The organism is Streptomyces sp. NPDC031225, from assembly GCF_055570355.1.
This window is the reverse complement of sequence record NZ_JBVIHJ010000012.1, coordinates 236,343-250,303: the sequence shown is the minus strand read 5'-3', so window position 1 is coordinate 250,303 and position 13,961 is coordinate 236,343. Positions and strand designations below refer to the sequence as shown.

Sequence of the window (13,961 nt, the reverse complement as noted above, 5' to 3'; positions counted from 1 at the left end):
CCGACGGGAGCGAGGCACGGGGGATCCCGGAAAGCGGGGGAACGACCGAACGGGGGCCCAACGGGGGGCACGGGGGATACGGGGGAAAACGGGGGAGCAGGAGAAGGCGCCGGTTCGAGGTGGCCCGCGGGGGACGCGGCCACAGCGGACCGGCGCCTTCGTCCGTCATCCCCGGCGCCCGCTCACCCGCCCCTGCAGCAGCCGCGACAGCGCCGCGTGCACGTCGTCCAGGGAGCGCTCGGGCTGGAATGCCTGCCAGTCCAGGGCGGCCACCAGGACCATGCCGACCAGGGCGGCTGCGCTGAGCGGGACGTCGATCTCGTCGCTGAACTCGCCGTTCTCCACGCCCTCGCGCAGCACGTCCTCCACGACCGCCACGGCCTGCTGACGGACCACCATGAGCGTGGACTGCCAGGCCCTGTTGGTGCGCCACAGCTCGGCGACGTAGAGCTGGGTGAAGGCCGGATAGCGGTCGATGAACACGAGGCCGGCCCGGATCATCGCGTCCAGGGCGTCCACCTTGCCGCCGCCCGCGCGTGCCGTGCTCTCGGCCGCCTCCCTCAGGGAGGCCGTGAGGAGACCCACGCCGTGCCGCAACAGCTCCTCGAAGAGGACGGACTTGCTCGCGAAGTTGTAGTAGACCGTGCCCTTCGCGACTCCGGCCCGCTCGGCGATCTCGTCGACCGTGGTGGCGGAGAAGCCCTGCTCGGCGATGAGCGTGACGGCCGCCTCGTAGAGCTTCTGCCGGGTGGCCTCGCGGCGCGTACTGACGCCCGCCGTGGCGCTGCTGCTTTCCATGCCTCTGATTCTCACAGGTGAGGCGGCCCCCGAGCTCGCGGAAGGGCTCACAGGGTCAGCTCCGGGTGCAGCCGGTCCAGTGTCCACACCTGGCGTCGGCGGGCCGACAGGGCGGTCAGGGCGAGGGCGCCCGCGGTGAAGGCGAGGAGCACCACGCACGCGTGCCACACCGGCGTCAGACCACCGCCCGTGATGAGCCTCCTGAGGGCCTCGACGACGTAACTCATGGGCAGGAACGGGTGGAGCGCGTTGAAGAAACCGGGACTGGTCTGGACGGGGTAGGTGCCGCCGGCCGAGGTCAGCTGGAGCATCAGAAGGGCGAGGACGAGGATCCGGCCCGCCGGTCCGAAGCGTGCGTTCAGCCATTGGACGATCGCCGCGAAGCACGCCGTGACCAGGAACAGGAAGCCCACCGTCCCGGCCGCCCGCACCATCTGCAGGCCGACCGCCCAGTGCAGCACCGACATCAGGGCCACCGTCTGGAGCACTCCGATCGCCAGCACCGGAAGCCAGCCCGCCAGCGCGATCCGCCAGGCCGGGGCACCGGCGGCGAGCGCACGCCGGTTCATCGGTGTGATCAGCATGTACGCCACCATCGCGCCCACCCACAGGGACAGCGGGATGAAGTACGGGGCGAAACCGGTGCCGTAGTTCGGTGCCTTGTGCAGATCCCTGGAGACCAGCTGGACCGGGTCGGCCATCACGTCGGTGCGCCGGTCGCGGTCCTTCTTGCCGTAGTCGGGGATCTGCGAGGCGCCGTCGTGCAGACCGTCGGAGAGCTTCCCGGAGCCGTCGGCGAGCTTGTACATGCCGCCGCTCAGGTCGTCGGCCCCGGTCTTGAGCCGGCCGACACCCTCGTCCAGGTCCTGCGCGCCGGTCCGCGCGGTGCCGAGGCCCGAGTGGAGCGTCCTGGCTCCTGCGGCGACCTTGCCCGCGCCCTCGTTCAGCTTGTTGATCTTCGACACGGCGTCGTCGAGGTCCTCGGAGAGCCGGGGCGCCCGGTCGGCGAGCGCGTGGGCCTGCCGCTGGAGGGTGGCCAGCTGTCCGTCGAGCTTCTTCAGGTCGCCGTTCTGGTCGGCGACCAGCGCGTTGACGTCGTCGGCGACCTTCGCCACGTCGGCGGCGGCCTGCCGCGCCTTCTTCAGGTCGGCGCAGGCGGCGTCCGGCAGTACCGGATCCGTGCAGCGCGCCTTGTAGACGGCGTTCAGGGTGTCGGCGGCCGTATGCGCGTCCTTGGCGGCCGCCGGAGCGGTCCTCACCAGCGTGTCCAGGTTGTGGCGGACGACCCCGGCCGAGTCGGCGACGAGCCGGGCCGTGTCGCCGATGGTCTTCTCGTTGTCCTGGAGGAAGGGACCCAGCTTGTCCGCGACCCCGTTGACCTTGCCGGCCAGTGTCCGGGTGCCGTCGGCGACCTGCTGCGCCCCGTCCGCCAGGTCACCCGAGCCGGTGTCGAGCCTCGTCAGCCCGTCGGCGAGCCGGGAGCTGCCGCTGCGGGCCTTCGTCAGACCGGTGGCGAGATCCTCGGAGCCCTGTTCCGCCTTGCCGATGCCGCCTTCCAGGTCGTCGGCCCCGTTCGCGGCCTTCACCGTGGCGCCGTGGATGTCGGAGAAGGAGATGAAGATCCGGTCCAGGAAGGACCGTGAGGCCTTGGTGGACGCGGCCTGGCGGACCTCGGCGAAGACCGTCCGCGAGATCTGCCCGACGATGTAGTTGTTGGCGTCGTTCGTACGGACCTGGAGCGCGCCGGTCTCGGGGGAGTCGCCCGCACTGGAAGCGACCCGGCGGCTGAAGTCGGCCGGCATGGTGAGCGACAGGTAGTACCTGCCGTTCTCGACGCCCTCCCGTGCCTCGGCGGCGCTCACCTGGTGCCAGTCGAAGACCTGGCTGTCCCGCAGGCCCTTGGTGATCTGGTCGCCCGCGGCGAGCCTGCTGCCGTCGGCGGTGGCGCCCTTGTCGTCGTTCACGAGGGCGACGGGGATACGGTCCAGGCGGCCGTAGGGGTCCCAGAAGGACCACAGGTACAGGGCGCCGTACAGCAGCGGCAGCACCAGCAGGGCCACCAGGGCGGCACGCGGCAGCTTCCCCCTGCCGAATCGGCGCAGCTCAAGCGCGGCCAGTCTCGGCGAGCGCATCGGCCTCCTCCTTCAGGGTCTCGGGCCGTGTGTCCTGTTCGGACTGAGGTCGCGTGGACACCGTCACGGCGTCCTCGTGGGCTTCGCTGCACACCGCGACGACCGTCGTCCCGGCCGCGGCGAGGGACCTGAGCAGGGCCCAGGCCTCGGTGCGTTCGGCGTCCGACAGCTTCAGGTCCAGGTCGTCGACGGCGAGCAGCCGCGGGCGGCTGATCAGCGCCAGGGCGATCGACAGCCGCAGGGCCTCCAGCCGCTCCAGGTCGCGTACGGCGGTCCGCGCGCCCTTGGGCAGCGTCTCCCGGTCGAGCCCGGCGGCCGTCAGCGCGGTGTCGATCCGCAGCTTCGCCTCGGCCGTACGCTCACCGCGCGGCCGCAGCAGGGCGCGCACCGAGTCGCCGAAGCGGTGTTGCAGCAGCGCCCGTTCGCGCAGGTGCTCCCCGACGGTCAGGGCCGGGTCGAGGTCGGTGACCCCGTGGACGTGCGCGGGCGCGCTGAACCGGCGCACCGCCGCGAGCTGCTTCGGGAGCCGCATCCCGCCCACGGTCGCGGTCCCCTCGGTGGCCTTCATCCGTCCGGTGAGCGCGAGCAGCAGGCTCGTACGGCCGGACCCCGAGGGCCCCTCGACGGCGATCAACGCACCGGGCTCCGCGGCGAGGTCGATCCCGCGGAACGCCCAGCCGCGGGGCCCCTTCAGCCCGAAACCCTCGGCCGTCACAGCGACTCCGTCCACGGCCACCCCCTGATCCTCTTGAACCCGGAACTTTTTGAACTGACTGGTCAGTGCAAAAACTAACCCGAACCTGCGATCGAAGCAAAAGCCCAGGTCAGAACGGATTGTCAGTGGCATACCTCACGATGGGCACATACGGCACTCCGTAGCGGGATGTGCCGTCAACCAGACGACAGGAGGTTCGTCATGGCCAGCTACCACGCAGCCGCCGCCCGTCGGCGCCGCGCCACCGGCCCTGCCCCCTCACTGACCGGCCCGGCGAGCGACGTACACCCCGTGCTGCGCCGGGCGACGGCCCCGCCCGCCGCCCTCGACCTGCTCGCCCAGGCCCGTGCCGGCCTCGACGAGGCCTCGGCGCTGGAGACGCCGAACGAGCGTTATGCCACGGCCCATCTCGCCGCCCTGCGCACCGCGGCCGCCGTACTCGCCGCCCGGGGGCGCCCGGAACCGACGCCCCGACGCCGCGCCAAAATACGCAGCGCCTGGGAAGTGCTCCCGGAGATCGCGCCCGAACTCGCCGAGTGGAGCGGGCTCTTCGCCTCCGGGGCCCGGCGCCGCGCCCGTGCGGAGGCCGGCATCCAGGGCGCGGCGAGCCGCCGGGACGCCGACGACCTCATACGTGACGTGGCGATGTTCCTGCGCCTCGTCGAGCGGATGCTCGTGCTTCAGCCGGTCCTGCCCCAGCCCCGCCAGGACGCGGACGGGCCTGAGGAGCCCGGCCACGGCACCGGCCGCGGCGGCGACACCCACCGAGACTTCCCGGACGCGGGCTGACCGGGCGGCCACGGCCGCGGTCGGAGCCGGGACCGTGGCCATGACCAAAGCGGTGGGCCGGCATCCGGTCCGGCGGGCGGTGGCACCGCGCGAGCCGCCCCGGGGCCCGCCGGGTGAGACCTGCCCGGTGGCCCGGGCCGCGATGACCAGCCGTGGTACCCGAGGCAATAGGGTGGGGGACGCCTGCAGCCTTCCCCGTCCGCGCCCCCGGCCGGGAAGGCGCCCCGATCCGCTCCGCCGTGCACCAGGCGGCGCCGCGCCGAGGAGTCAACTGCCGTGTCGGACCCGCTGCGACCCCGCGCCTCTCTCCGTACCGCCGTGGTCTGGGATGTCCTCCAGGAGGCCCTCGACCGCCGGGTCAAGGCCACGGGACGCCAGGCGCTGGACGTCCTCGACACCGGAGGCGGCAGCGGCAACTTCGCGGTGCCCGTCGCCCGCCTCGGCCACCGGGTCACCGTCGTCGACCCCAGCCCCAACGCGCTGTTCGCGCTGGAGCGCCGCGCCGCGGAGGCCGGCGTCGCCGACCGGGTGCGGGGTGTTCAGGGCGATGTCCACGGTCTCTTCGACGTGGCCGAGCGCGGCGCCTACGACGTGGTGCTGTGCCACGGCGTCCTGGAGTACGTGGACGACCCGGCCGAGGGGATGCGCAACGTGGTGGCCGCCCTGCGCCCCGAGGGCGTCCTCAGCCTGCTCGCCGCCGGTCTCGGCGGCGCCGTGCTCGCGCGGGCCCTCGCCGGTCACTTCAAGGAGGCCCGGCAGGCGCTCGGCGACCCGGACGGCCGCTGGGGCGACGGCGACCCCGTGCCGCGCCGCTTCACCGCCGAACAGCTCACCGCGCTCGTCGAGGGCGCGGGCCTCACCGTGGGCGCCGTGCACGGCGTGCGGGTCTTCGCCGACCTCGTCCCCGGCGTGCTCGTGGACACCGAGCCCGGTGCCCTGGAAGCGCTGCTGAAGCTGGAGGAGGCGGTCGCCGAACTCTCCGCCTTCCACTCCGTTGCCACCCAGCTCCATGTGCTCGGCGGGACGCGGGAGGCCGCCGGGGCCTGAGCAGCCTCCCGCGCCGTAGTGCTGATCAGGTACTTGATGGCACATGGAGTACGCCACAGGCCCCCCGATCGGGCGTTCAGCGCCGTATGATCGAGGGAGACCGCCCGGCATGACAGGACGGCCGCTGGGGAATGACAAGATTCAGCGGCCGGAGCGCCATGGTGGATCCCGGTCGGCCAATTGGCGCAGAGGGGCGGGTTTCACGGGGGCGATTCCCTGCCTATCCTGAAGGGACCCCCCGAGTCGCCCCGGCGACTGCACGATGAGGAGGACGACGTGCCGCTCTCGGAGCACGAGCAGCGAATGCTCGAGCAGATGGAGCGAGCGCTGTACGCCGAAGATCCCAAGTTCGCGACAGCGCTTGAGGGAAGCGGGCTGCGTACGTACACCCGGCGACGGGTCTACCAGGCGGTCGCCGGCTTCCTCGTGGGTATCGCGCTCCTCATGGCCGGCATGGTCGCCAAGCAGGTGTGGCTCAGCGTGGTGGGCTTCCTGGTCATGCTGGGCTGTGCCGTACTGGCAGTGACCGGCTGGCGCAAGGCCCCCAAGCCGGGCGAACAGCCCGCCGCGGGCGCCCCGCACGCCCGTCGCCAGGCACGCCAGAAGCGCTCGATGATGGACCGGATCGAGCAGCGCTGGCAGCGGCGCCGCGACGAGCAGGGCGGCCAGTAGCCGCGGCCCTGCCGCTCCCACAGAACTCCTGAGGGGGTGACCTCACCCAGCCGGGTGAGGTCACCCCCTCACACATGCCCTCAGCTCGCAGGACGTCCCCCGCAGCACAGTGGCCCGGGCCTTCGAGAGGCCCGGGCCACCGCCGTTCCGTCGCCCGTGGGCGCGGCTTTCAGCCTTCCTGACCGGACGGCTTGCGCAGGGTCGGCCGGGCCGCCACCACACGTGTCCTGACCCCGGCCCACCACTCCGACGCCTCCCACACCACCCGTGCGGTCGAACGCGGCGCGACCAGCGCGCGCAGCCGTGTGCCCCTGCTGACCGAGCCGCGCAGTCCGCCGATCACCCGGTGGACGTCCTGGGCGAGCCCGGCCGTCGGCCGGGGCCGCGGGGCGTAGAGGACCTGCTCCACGGCGTCCGCCACCCGGTGCACCGAGGCCGCGGCCGTCGGATCGAGATGTCCGAGCCGTACGATCCGCGCCGCCGCCTTGCGTGGCGTCTGCGAGTCGTCCGGCGGGATCCCGAAGTCCCAGGCCGTGTCGGTCAGTTCCTGCCAGGCCGCCAGGGTGTGCGCGGCGGCGTCCGCGTCGCTGCGGCCGTGCGCGCCCAGACGTACCGAACGGGTGCGCAGTCGCCACAGCATCGGCGCCAAGGGAATCGCGAGACCGGCCAGCCCCACGACCATCCAGAACAGCAGCTTCAGGTACCACCACTGGCCGCCTACGGCCCACCAGGGGCCCCCGTCGCCCGGGGCCGCCGCTGCCGCGGGGGACGCGCTGTCGCACGCCTCCAGCTTCCGCAGCTGGGCCGAGCAGTTCTCGCTCGCCGAGGCCGAGGCGGACGGCGCCGTGGACGACCCCGCGGACGGCCGCGCCACGTCGGGAGGCAGGTTGCCGGTGGCGTCCGGGACGGTGTACGAGGGCACCGTGCCCCGGGTCGGAGTGGGCTCGAAGCGGGTCCAGCCCACCCCCTCGAAGTACAGCTCGGGCCAGGCGTGGGCGTCCTTGAGCCCCACCGACACCGAGCCGTCAGCCTGCGGGACACCGGGCGCGAAGCCCACCGCGACCCGGGCCGGAATGCCCAGGGAGCGGGCCATCGCCGCCATGGCGAAGGAGAAGTGGACGCAGAAGCCCTGCTTGTCGCGCAGGAAGTTGGCGATCGCGTTGGGCCCGTCGCCGACCTCCACATGGGTGTCGTACTCGAAGCCGCCGTTCACCGCGAAGTAGTCCTGGAGCGCGACCGCCTGCTCGTAGGGGTTCTTCGAGCCCTCGGTGACCTGGCGGGCGGTCTCGGCGACCACCGAGGGCAGCGAGTCGGGCAGCTTGGTGTACTCGCGCTGGATGGCCGGGGGAGCGGCCGGTGCCGCCGCGAGCTGTTCGGCCGTCGGCTCCACCTCCAGGCTCTTCACCTGGTAGGTCAGCCCGCCCGTGTTCTGCCCGTGGTCGCCGACGAGCGCCATGCCCTGGGGCTCGTACCGCCAGTTGCCGTGGGTCTTGACGCCACTGGGCGGATACGGCATCGGCAGGTAGTTCTGCTGGTACCAGCTCGCCGCCGAGATGGTGGTCTCGATCTCGGTGCGCTTGACGTCCGAGCCGAGGCCGACCGGGGTGGGGAAGTCGTCCGGCACGCCGGTGATGGACCGCTTGGACGGCTTCCAGGTCCGGCCGTCGAACTCGTCCAGGGAGACGATCCGCAGGTAAAGGCTGGAGACGTCGGTGTCGTCGCTGGTCCGCACGGACAGGGCCTGGCGGTCCTCGTCCACGTTCAGGCTGTCGCGCAGGGACAGCAGGGGGTTCACCGCGGAGATGGTGCCGCCGCTCCCGTTGCCCACGCCCACACCCGCTCCGGCCGCGTCCAGGAGACCGCCGTTCATCGTCGGCAGGGCGATCGGCACCACGAGGGCGATGCCCAGCGCGACCGCGCCGATGCGCCGCCCGGTACGGACCGGTGCCACCGGGCCGGTGTCGACGCCCGGTACCCGCGAGGCCCCGCCGAAGACGCGGCCCCACTGCGAGAGCCGTTCGCGGCCCTCGGCCAGGAGCAGCAGCAGATAGCCGGCCGCCGCGAGCAGGAACCACAGCCAGTCGCCCCCGCCGTCCGACAGCCCCGCGGCGACGGAGTACAGGGCGAGCAGGGGCAGGCCCGCCGGGGCCGCGCTGCGGAAGGTCACCGCGATGGTGTCCACCGCGAGCCCGATGATCAGGACACCGCCGAACACCATCAGCTTGATGCCGTCGGACTCCAGCGGTGCCGGGATCGCGTACCGCGCGATGTCGTCGCCGCCCTGCTGGAGCAGGTCCCCGAAGTGCAGGAACGCACTCGGGCCCGGGATCAGCCCGAGGAAGGCCTGAGCACGGGCGAAGATCAGGGTCAGCATGACCAGCGTGACGATCGTCTGGGCCGCCACCGTCAGCGGACGGGCCAGCGGTATCCGCCGGGTCACCGCGCCCACGACGGTCTGCACCCCGAGCAGGAAGGCCACCTGGATGATCCAGGTGACCGGCTCGACCAGCGGGAGCAGGGCGCACGCGGCCATCAGCGTGGCCGCCCACGCGCACAGCGCCAGTCGTGCCCGCCCGCTCATCACGATGCCTCCCCGGCGCCGGCCGCACCGACGCCCGTGCGCTCGCGGTCCGCGAGGCGCCACAGTTCTTCAAGCGAGGTGCCGCGCGGCACGCCCAGTGCCGTCCAGCCCGCCTCGCGCAGCATCCGCAGCCGCTCCTCGCGCTCCTCCACCGGTCCGGCCGCGTCGGTCGGTTCGCGTACCCAGCTCTCGCTGTCGAGCACGAAGGCGAGCGCGCCGCCGCTGCGTTGCCGCATCTTGGCGGCCACCGTGGCCTGTTCCTCGTCGAGGTCCCCGAAGAAGGCCACCAGCAGCCCTTCGTTCCCGCTGCGCAGCACGTCGTACGCGAGCGACAGCCCGGTGCCGTCGGAGTGGTCGATCACCGCGAGTGTGTCCATCATCAGCCCCGCCGCGTCCGCCGTCCCCTGGCCGGCGCCCGCGAAGCCGTCGGCGCCCTCGCCGGGCACGGAGTTCCCGGTGTCCGTCAACAGCCGCACCGAGAAGCCCCGTTCGAGCATGTGCACCAGGACGGAGGCGGCGCCAGAGACGGCCCACTCGAAGGCCGAGTCCGGGCCCGCGCCCGCGAAGGCGATGCCCCGGGTGTCCAGGAGCACCGTGCAGCGGGCGCGCTGGGGCTGCTCCTCGCGGCGGACCATCAGCTCGCCGTAGCGGGCGGTGGAGCGCCAGTGCACGCGCCGCAGGTCGTCGCCGTACCGGTAGCCGCGCGGGATCACGTCGTCCTCGCCGGCCAGTGCGAGCGAGCGCTGCCGTCCGTCGCCGTACCCCCTGGCCTCGCCGTTCAGCCGCACCGGCGGCAGTGCCTCCACGCGCGGGATCACGGTCAGGGTGTCGTACGTCGAGAAGGAGCGGGTCAGTTCGCACATCCCAAACGGGTCGGTCAGGCGCAGCTGGAGCGGGCCCAGCGGGTAGCGGCCGCGCAGGTCGGAGCGGACCCGGTAGGACACCTCGCGGCGGCCGCCCGGCTCGACCCGGTCGAGCACGAAGCGGGGGCGCGGGCCGAGGACGTAGGGCACCCGGTCCTGGAGCATCAGCAGGCCGGTGGGCAGCCGGGAGACGTTGTCCATCCGCAGATGGACGCGGGCCTCGCTGCCGGCGGGCGCACGCGCGGGGGAGAGCCTGCGGCTGCCCGCCACCCGGTAGCGGGTGCGGTAGAGCACGCCGGCGCACACCAGGGGCAGCACGGCCAGCAGCAGGCCGACCCGCAGCAGGTCGCTCTGGCCGAGAACGTAGGAGCAGATGGCCGCGGCGATGCCGGCGGCGAAGAAGGAACGGCCCCGCGTGGTCAGACCGGCCAGCGCCGTACGGATCCCGCCCTTGTCGCCCCGGTCGGCCTCGGCATGGCCGGCGCCGCCAGGGCCGCCGGAGCTCATCACAGACTCCGCGGCGGCTGCTGCGGATACGAGGGCGCGCCGCGGCCGATCCCGAGGCCGCCCTGCTGGGGCGCGGCGGGCACCGGGGTGCGCTGGAGGATCTCCTGCACGACCTGCTCCGCGGTGCGCCGGTTCAACTGGGCCTGGGCGGTGGGCAGCAGCCGGTGGGCGAGCACGGCGACGGCGAGCGCCTGGATGTCGTCCGGCAGGGCGAACTCCCGGCCGCTGAGCGCGGCGGAGGCCTTGGCCGCGCGCAGCAGGTGCAGCGTCGCGCGCGGGGAGGCGCCGAGTCTGAGATCGGGGTGGGTGCGCGTGGCGGAGACCAGGTCGACGGCGTACCGCCGGACCGTTTCGGCGACGTGGACGCCGCGGACGGCCTCGATGAGCTTCACGATGTCGTGCGCGTGGGCCACCGGCTGAAGGTCCTCCAGCGGGCTCACTCCGCCGTGGATGTCGAGCATCTGCAGCTCGGCTTCCGTGCTCGGGTAGCCGACGGAGACGCGCGCCATGAAGCGGTCGCGCTGGGCCTCCGGAAGCGGGTAGGTGCCCTCCATCTCGACCGGGTTCTGGGTGGCCACCACCATGAACGGGTGGGGCAGTTCGTAGGTCTGCCCGTCGATGGTGACCTGGCGCTCCTCCATCGACTCCAGGAGCGCCGACTGGGTCTTCGGCGAGGCGCGGTTGATCTCGTCGCCGATCACGATCTGCGCGAAGATCGCACCCGGTTTGAACTCGAAGTCCCGGCGCTGCTGGTCCCAGATGGACACACCCGTGATGTCCGAGGGCAGCAGGTCGGGCGTGAACTGGATGCGGCGCACCGAGCAGTCGATGGACCGCGCCAGGGCCTTGGCCAGCATGGTCTTGCCGACGCCGGGGACATCCTCGATCAGAAGATGTCCCTCGGCGAGCAACACGGTCAGAGAGAGCCGTACGACCTCGGGCTTCCCCTCGATCACGCCCTCAACCGAACTGCGTACCCGCTCCACGACGGCGGTCAGATCAGTGAGGCTCGCTCGATCGTCATAGGTGGTCACCCGGCCCTCCTCGGCCCGTACGTTCCGGGCCGACGCTCTGTGATGCGTAACCGGCCCACCCCGAATCACGGACACCACGCGTGAAACGTTCCGCGTGATGCCACACCCGCATTCTTGCTGCCGTTACCGATTCGTGTCACTCGACTGTGGACAACTGGCTGCACTATGTCGGTCTTGCGGCGTTCTGGGCACCCCAAGGGCCGAAATCAACAGCCGAACGACAGCTTCGGCGGTCCGTCAGGCGGGGTCGATCTCGCGCAGCAGACCCGTCTTCACGTCGAACACGAAGCCGCGCACGTCGTCGGTGTGAAGCATGAAGGGGGAGGTGCGCACCCGCTGCATGGACTGCCGTACGTCCTGGTCGACGTCCCGGAAGGCCTCCACGGCCCAGGCCGGGCGCTGGCCGACCTCCATCTCCAGTTCGGTGCGGAAGTCCTCGGTGATCGCCTCCAGACCGCAGCCGGTGTGGTGGATGAGGACGACACTGCGGGTGCCGAGCTTGCGCTGGCTGATGGTGAGCGAGCGGATGACGTCGTCGGTGACCACGCCGCCCGCGTTGCGGATGGTGTGGCAGTCGCCGAGCTCCAGGCCGAGCGCGGCGTGCAGGTCGAGACGGGCGTCCATGCAGGCCACGACGGCGACGTGCAGGACCGGGCGGGCGTCCATACCGGGGTCGGTGAACGCGGCGGCGTAACGCTCGTTGGCGTCGACCAGGCGGTCGGTCACGGTGCCGTCGCGGGATATGGCGCCTTCGGTGGGAACGGATGCGGAAGTCGTCATAACCATGACGGTACTGGTCACGGGGCTCCCGGTCCTGCCGTGAGAAGGGAAAAAGAGCGTCATCACGTCCTCTGTGTGAGGTAACCCACACAGGCCGTCGGGTGCGCCCGAACGGGTGTTTTCCGTCCTCTCGTCGCTTCGGGTCCGGACCGCTGCGCGACGCGCAGGCCGGTTGATTGACCGCGAGACCCCGTGGACTAAAGTGACGCGAAGCGGGAGGCGAGGCCTCCTTGCTGACACTCCCCGGAGGCCCCCGGCTCACGCACGGACGGTCTCCCCACGTGCGCGGCGCGTACGTACGGCTCGGCCTCCTCCCGCTCCCGGTCGGCTGACGCTTCCGGCGCCGGCAGGCCTCCCCTTCACCGGGGCCCCGCGTGCCGGGGGAGCGCGAGGTAACCGGCGGTGCGCACCGCCCGCCGGACCTGAGAGGGCCCCTTGAGCCAGAGTCGACACGTCCCGGTGATGCTCCAGCGGTGCCTGGACCTGTTGGCCCCCGCCCTGGAGCGGCCCGGAGCGGTGGTCGTCGACTGCACGCTCGGCCTCGGCGGCCACAGCGAGGCCCTGCTCCAGCGGTTCCCCGAGGCCCGGCTCGTCGCCCTGGACCGGGACAAGGAGGCCCTGCGCCTGTCCGGCGAGCGGCTCGCGCCCTTCGGCGAGCGCGCGACCCTGGTGCACGCGGTCTACGACGAACTCCCGGACGTCCTCGACAGGCTCGGTATCGCGCGCGTGCAGGGCGTCCTGTTCGACCTCGGCGTCTCCTCCATGCAGCTCGACGAGGCCGACCGCGGGTTCGCCTACGCCCAGGACGCGCCGCTCGACATGCGCATGGACCAGACGACCGGCATGAGCGCCGCCGAGGTCCTCAACACCTACCCGCCGGGTGAACTCGTGCGGATCCTCAGAGCGTACGGCGAGGAGAAGCAGGCCAAGCGGATCGTGTCCGCGGTCGTGCGCGAGCGCGACAAGGAGCCGTTCTCGCACAGCGCGCGGCTCGTCGAACTGATCCGGGACTCCCTGCCGCAGGCCGCCAAGCGGACCGGCGGCAACCCGGCCAAGCGCACCTTCCAGGCCCTGCGCATCGAGGTCAACGGCGAACTCTCCGTCCTGGAGCGGGCCATCCCGGCCGCGGTGAAGTCGCTGGCCGTCGGCGGCCGGATCGCCGTGCTGTCGTACCACTCGCTGGAGGACCGGCTGGTCAAGCAGGTCTTCGCGGCCGGCGCCGCCACCACCGCCCCGCCCGGACTGCCCGTCGTACCCGAGCGTTACCAGCCCCGGCTCAAGCTGCTCACGCGCGGTGCCGAACTTCCCACGGAGGAAGAGGTCGCCGAGAACCGGCGGGCCGCACCGGCGCGCTGCAGGGGCGCCGAGCGAATCAGGGAGTCCATCGAGTGAAGTGCATGAGGCGCGTGACGGGTGTGAGTGAGTCGGGAAACCGGACTCACTGGAGGACGTGTGAGTAGGAAACCCGAACTGAGAGGGAGGGCGGCCCGGCTCGCACGCCTCTTCCCCGGCACGGCGAGCCCCGGACAGGCGGCCCGCACCCCCTTCGTGCTCCTCGTGGTCCTGCTTCTCGGCGGCGGCCTCATCGGGCTGCTGGTGCTGAACTCCGCGCTCAGCGAGGGGTCGTTCAAGCTCAGCGACCTCCAGAAGGACACGAAGAGCCTCACCGACGAGCAACAGGCCCTCCAGCGGGACATCGACGCCTACTCCGCGCCCGAGGCCCTCGTGCGCCGCGCCCGTGAACTCGGCATGGTGCCCGGCGGGGACCCGGCCTTCCTCGACCCCGACGGCACCGTCAAGGGTGTCCCGTCCCCCGCCTCCGGCGCCGAATCGGCCTCCGCGCGGATGCCGCTCGTCCTCGCGCCCGAGGCGATCGCCAACGCGGCCGTCCCGACGCCGGCGGCGAGTCCCACACCGACGGACGCCCTGTCGCAGGCCCCCGAGGCCGCCGTGACCCCCGAATCCGCCGTACCGGCCCCGGAGACCGCCCCCTCCGAAACGCCGCCCTCCACGAACCCGACCCCGACCCCCGGCAGGTGACGG

12 protein-coding genes are annotated in these 13,961 nt (G+C 72.3%); 5 read left to right on the top strand and 7 right to left on the bottom strand.

Translation table 11 applies throughout. The features are described 5' to 3' along the window. Positions 1 to 165: 165 nt before the first annotated feature. Genes ACZ48Z_RS22145 through ACZ48Z_RS22135 form a run of 3 tightly spaced genes read right to left on the bottom strand, consistent with a single transcriptional unit; the run spans position 166 to position 3,660 of the window. Positions 166 to 798: a TetR/AcrR family transcriptional regulator gene (locus ACZ48Z_RS22145; RefSeq protein WP_468737575.1), complete on the bottom strand. Its 633-nt coding sequence runs from the start codon at positions 796 to 798 to the stop codon at positions 166 to 168. Positions 799 to 845: 47 nt separating this feature from the next. Further along, positions 846 to 2,930, bottom strand: coding sequence for a YhgE/Pip family protein (locus ACZ48Z_RS22140; protein ID WP_468737574.1), 2,085 nt, complete (start codon positions 2,928 to 2,930; stop codon positions 846 to 848). Further along, the gene (locus tag ACZ48Z_RS22135) at positions 2,902 to 3,660 is read right to left on the bottom strand and encodes an ATP-binding cassette domain-containing protein (RefSeq protein ID WP_468737573.1); all 759 of its coding nucleotides are present in this window, start codon (positions 3,658 to 3,660) and stop codon (positions 2,902 to 2,904) included. Before ACZ48Z_RS22135 ends, ACZ48Z_RS22140 begins: the two co-directional genes overlap by 29 nt. A gap of 186 nt (positions 3,661 to 3,846) precedes the next feature. Here ACZ48Z_RS22135 and ACZ48Z_RS22130 point away from each other — a divergent pair, with 186 nt between their 5' ends. From ACZ48Z_RS22130 to ACZ48Z_RS22120, 3 genes are all read left to right on the top strand, one after another. Then, complete coding sequence (locus ACZ48Z_RS22130) at positions 3,847 to 4,434, top strand: SAV_6107 family HEPN domain-containing protein (protein ID WP_468737572.1); 588 nt, start codon at positions 3,847 to 3,849, stop codon at positions 4,432 to 4,434. Positions 4,435 to 4,710: 276 nt separating this feature from the next. Continuing rightward, entirely contained in the window at positions 4,711 to 5,481 is a 771-nt protein-coding gene (locus ACZ48Z_RS22125; RefSeq protein ID WP_468737571.1) for a methyltransferase, read from the top strand. A 276-nt stretch (positions 5,482 to 5,757) separates the two neighbouring features. Continuing rightward, positions 5,758 to 6,153, top strand: a complete 396-nt coding sequence (locus ACZ48Z_RS22120) for a DUF3040 domain-containing protein (RefSeq protein ID WP_468737570.1) — start codon at positions 5,758 to 5,760, stop codon at positions 6,151 to 6,153. 169 nt (positions 6,154 to 6,322) lie between these two features. Here the strand turns inward: ACZ48Z_RS22120 and ACZ48Z_RS22115 are convergent, their stop codons facing one another. The 4 genes from ACZ48Z_RS22115 to ACZ48Z_RS22100 all read right to left on the bottom strand — a co-directional run bounded on the left by ACZ48Z_RS22115 (position 6,323) and on the right by ACZ48Z_RS22100 (position 11,918). Next, positions 6,323 to 8,734 (bottom strand): transglutaminase TgpA family protein, encoded by a 2,412-nt coding sequence (locus ACZ48Z_RS22115; protein WP_468737569.1) that lies wholly within the window; start codon positions 8,732 to 8,734, stop codon positions 6,323 to 6,325. Next, on the bottom strand, positions 8,734 to 10,104 hold the full coding sequence (locus tag ACZ48Z_RS22110; protein ID WP_468737568.1) for a DUF58 domain-containing protein: 1,371 nt from the start codon (positions 10,102 to 10,104) through the stop codon (positions 8,734 to 8,736). Before ACZ48Z_RS22110 ends, ACZ48Z_RS22115 begins: the two co-directional genes overlap by 1 nt. Further along, on the bottom strand, positions 10,104 to 11,138 hold the full coding sequence (locus tag ACZ48Z_RS22105; protein ID WP_468737567.1) for an AAA family ATPase: 1,035 nt from the start codon (positions 11,136 to 11,138) through the stop codon (positions 10,104 to 10,106). The genes ACZ48Z_RS22110 and ACZ48Z_RS22105 overlap by 1 nt, the downstream gene beginning before the upstream one ends. Before the next feature lie 237 nt (positions 11,139 to 11,375). Then, the gene (locus tag ACZ48Z_RS22100) at positions 11,376 to 11,918 is read right to left on the bottom strand and encodes a beta-class carbonic anhydrase (RefSeq protein WP_468737566.1); all 543 of its coding nucleotides are present in this window, start codon (positions 11,916 to 11,918) and stop codon (positions 11,376 to 11,378) included. Between the two features lie 435 nt (positions 11,919 to 12,353). Here ACZ48Z_RS22100 and rsmH point away from each other — a divergent pair, with 435 nt between their 5' ends. Together rsmH and ftsL are read left to right on the top strand one after the other, a co-directional pair. Continuing rightward, positions 12,354 to 13,310, top strand: coding sequence for a 16S rRNA (cytosine(1402)-N(4))-methyltransferase RsmH (gene rsmH, locus ACZ48Z_RS22095; RefSeq protein WP_468737565.1), 957 nt, complete (start codon positions 12,354 to 12,356; stop codon positions 13,308 to 13,310). A gap of 60 nt (positions 13,311 to 13,370) precedes the next feature. Next, a complete protein-coding gene (ftsL, locus tag ACZ48Z_RS22090; RefSeq protein WP_468737564.1) occupies positions 13,371 to 13,958 on the top strand; it encodes a cell division protein FtsL in 588 nt (195 codons plus the stop codon). The last annotated feature ends 3 nt before the right edge of the window (positions 13,959 to 13,961 follow it).

What these genes read in the sequence shown, in the direction of transcription:
- ACZ48Z_RS22110 (WP_468737568.1), bottom strand. Translation starts at nt 10,104, where the DNA reads ATGAGCTCCGGCGGCCCTGGCGGCGCCGGCCATGCCGAGGCCGACCGG.
- ACZ48Z_RS22115 (WP_468737569.1), bottom strand. Translation starts at nt 8,734, where the DNA reads ATGAGCGGGCGGGCACGACTGGCGCTGTGCGCGTGGGCGGCCACGCTG.
- ACZ48Z_RS22100 (WP_468737566.1), bottom strand. Translation starts at nt 11,918, where the DNA reads ATGACGACTTCCGCATCCGTTCCCACCGAAGGCGCCATATCCCGCGAC.
- ACZ48Z_RS22145 (WP_468737575.1), bottom strand. Translation starts at nt 798, where the DNA reads ATGGAAAGCAGCAGCGCCACGGCGGGCGTCAGTACGCGCCGCGAGGCC.
- ACZ48Z_RS22130 (WP_468737572.1), top strand. Translation starts at nt 3,847, where the DNA reads ATGGCCAGCTACCACGCAGCCGCCGCCCGTCGGCGCCGCGCCACCGGC.
- ACZ48Z_RS22140 (WP_468737574.1), bottom strand. Translation starts at nt 2,930, where the DNA reads ATGCGCTCGCCGAGACTGGCCGCGCTTGAGCTGCGCCGATTCGGCAGG.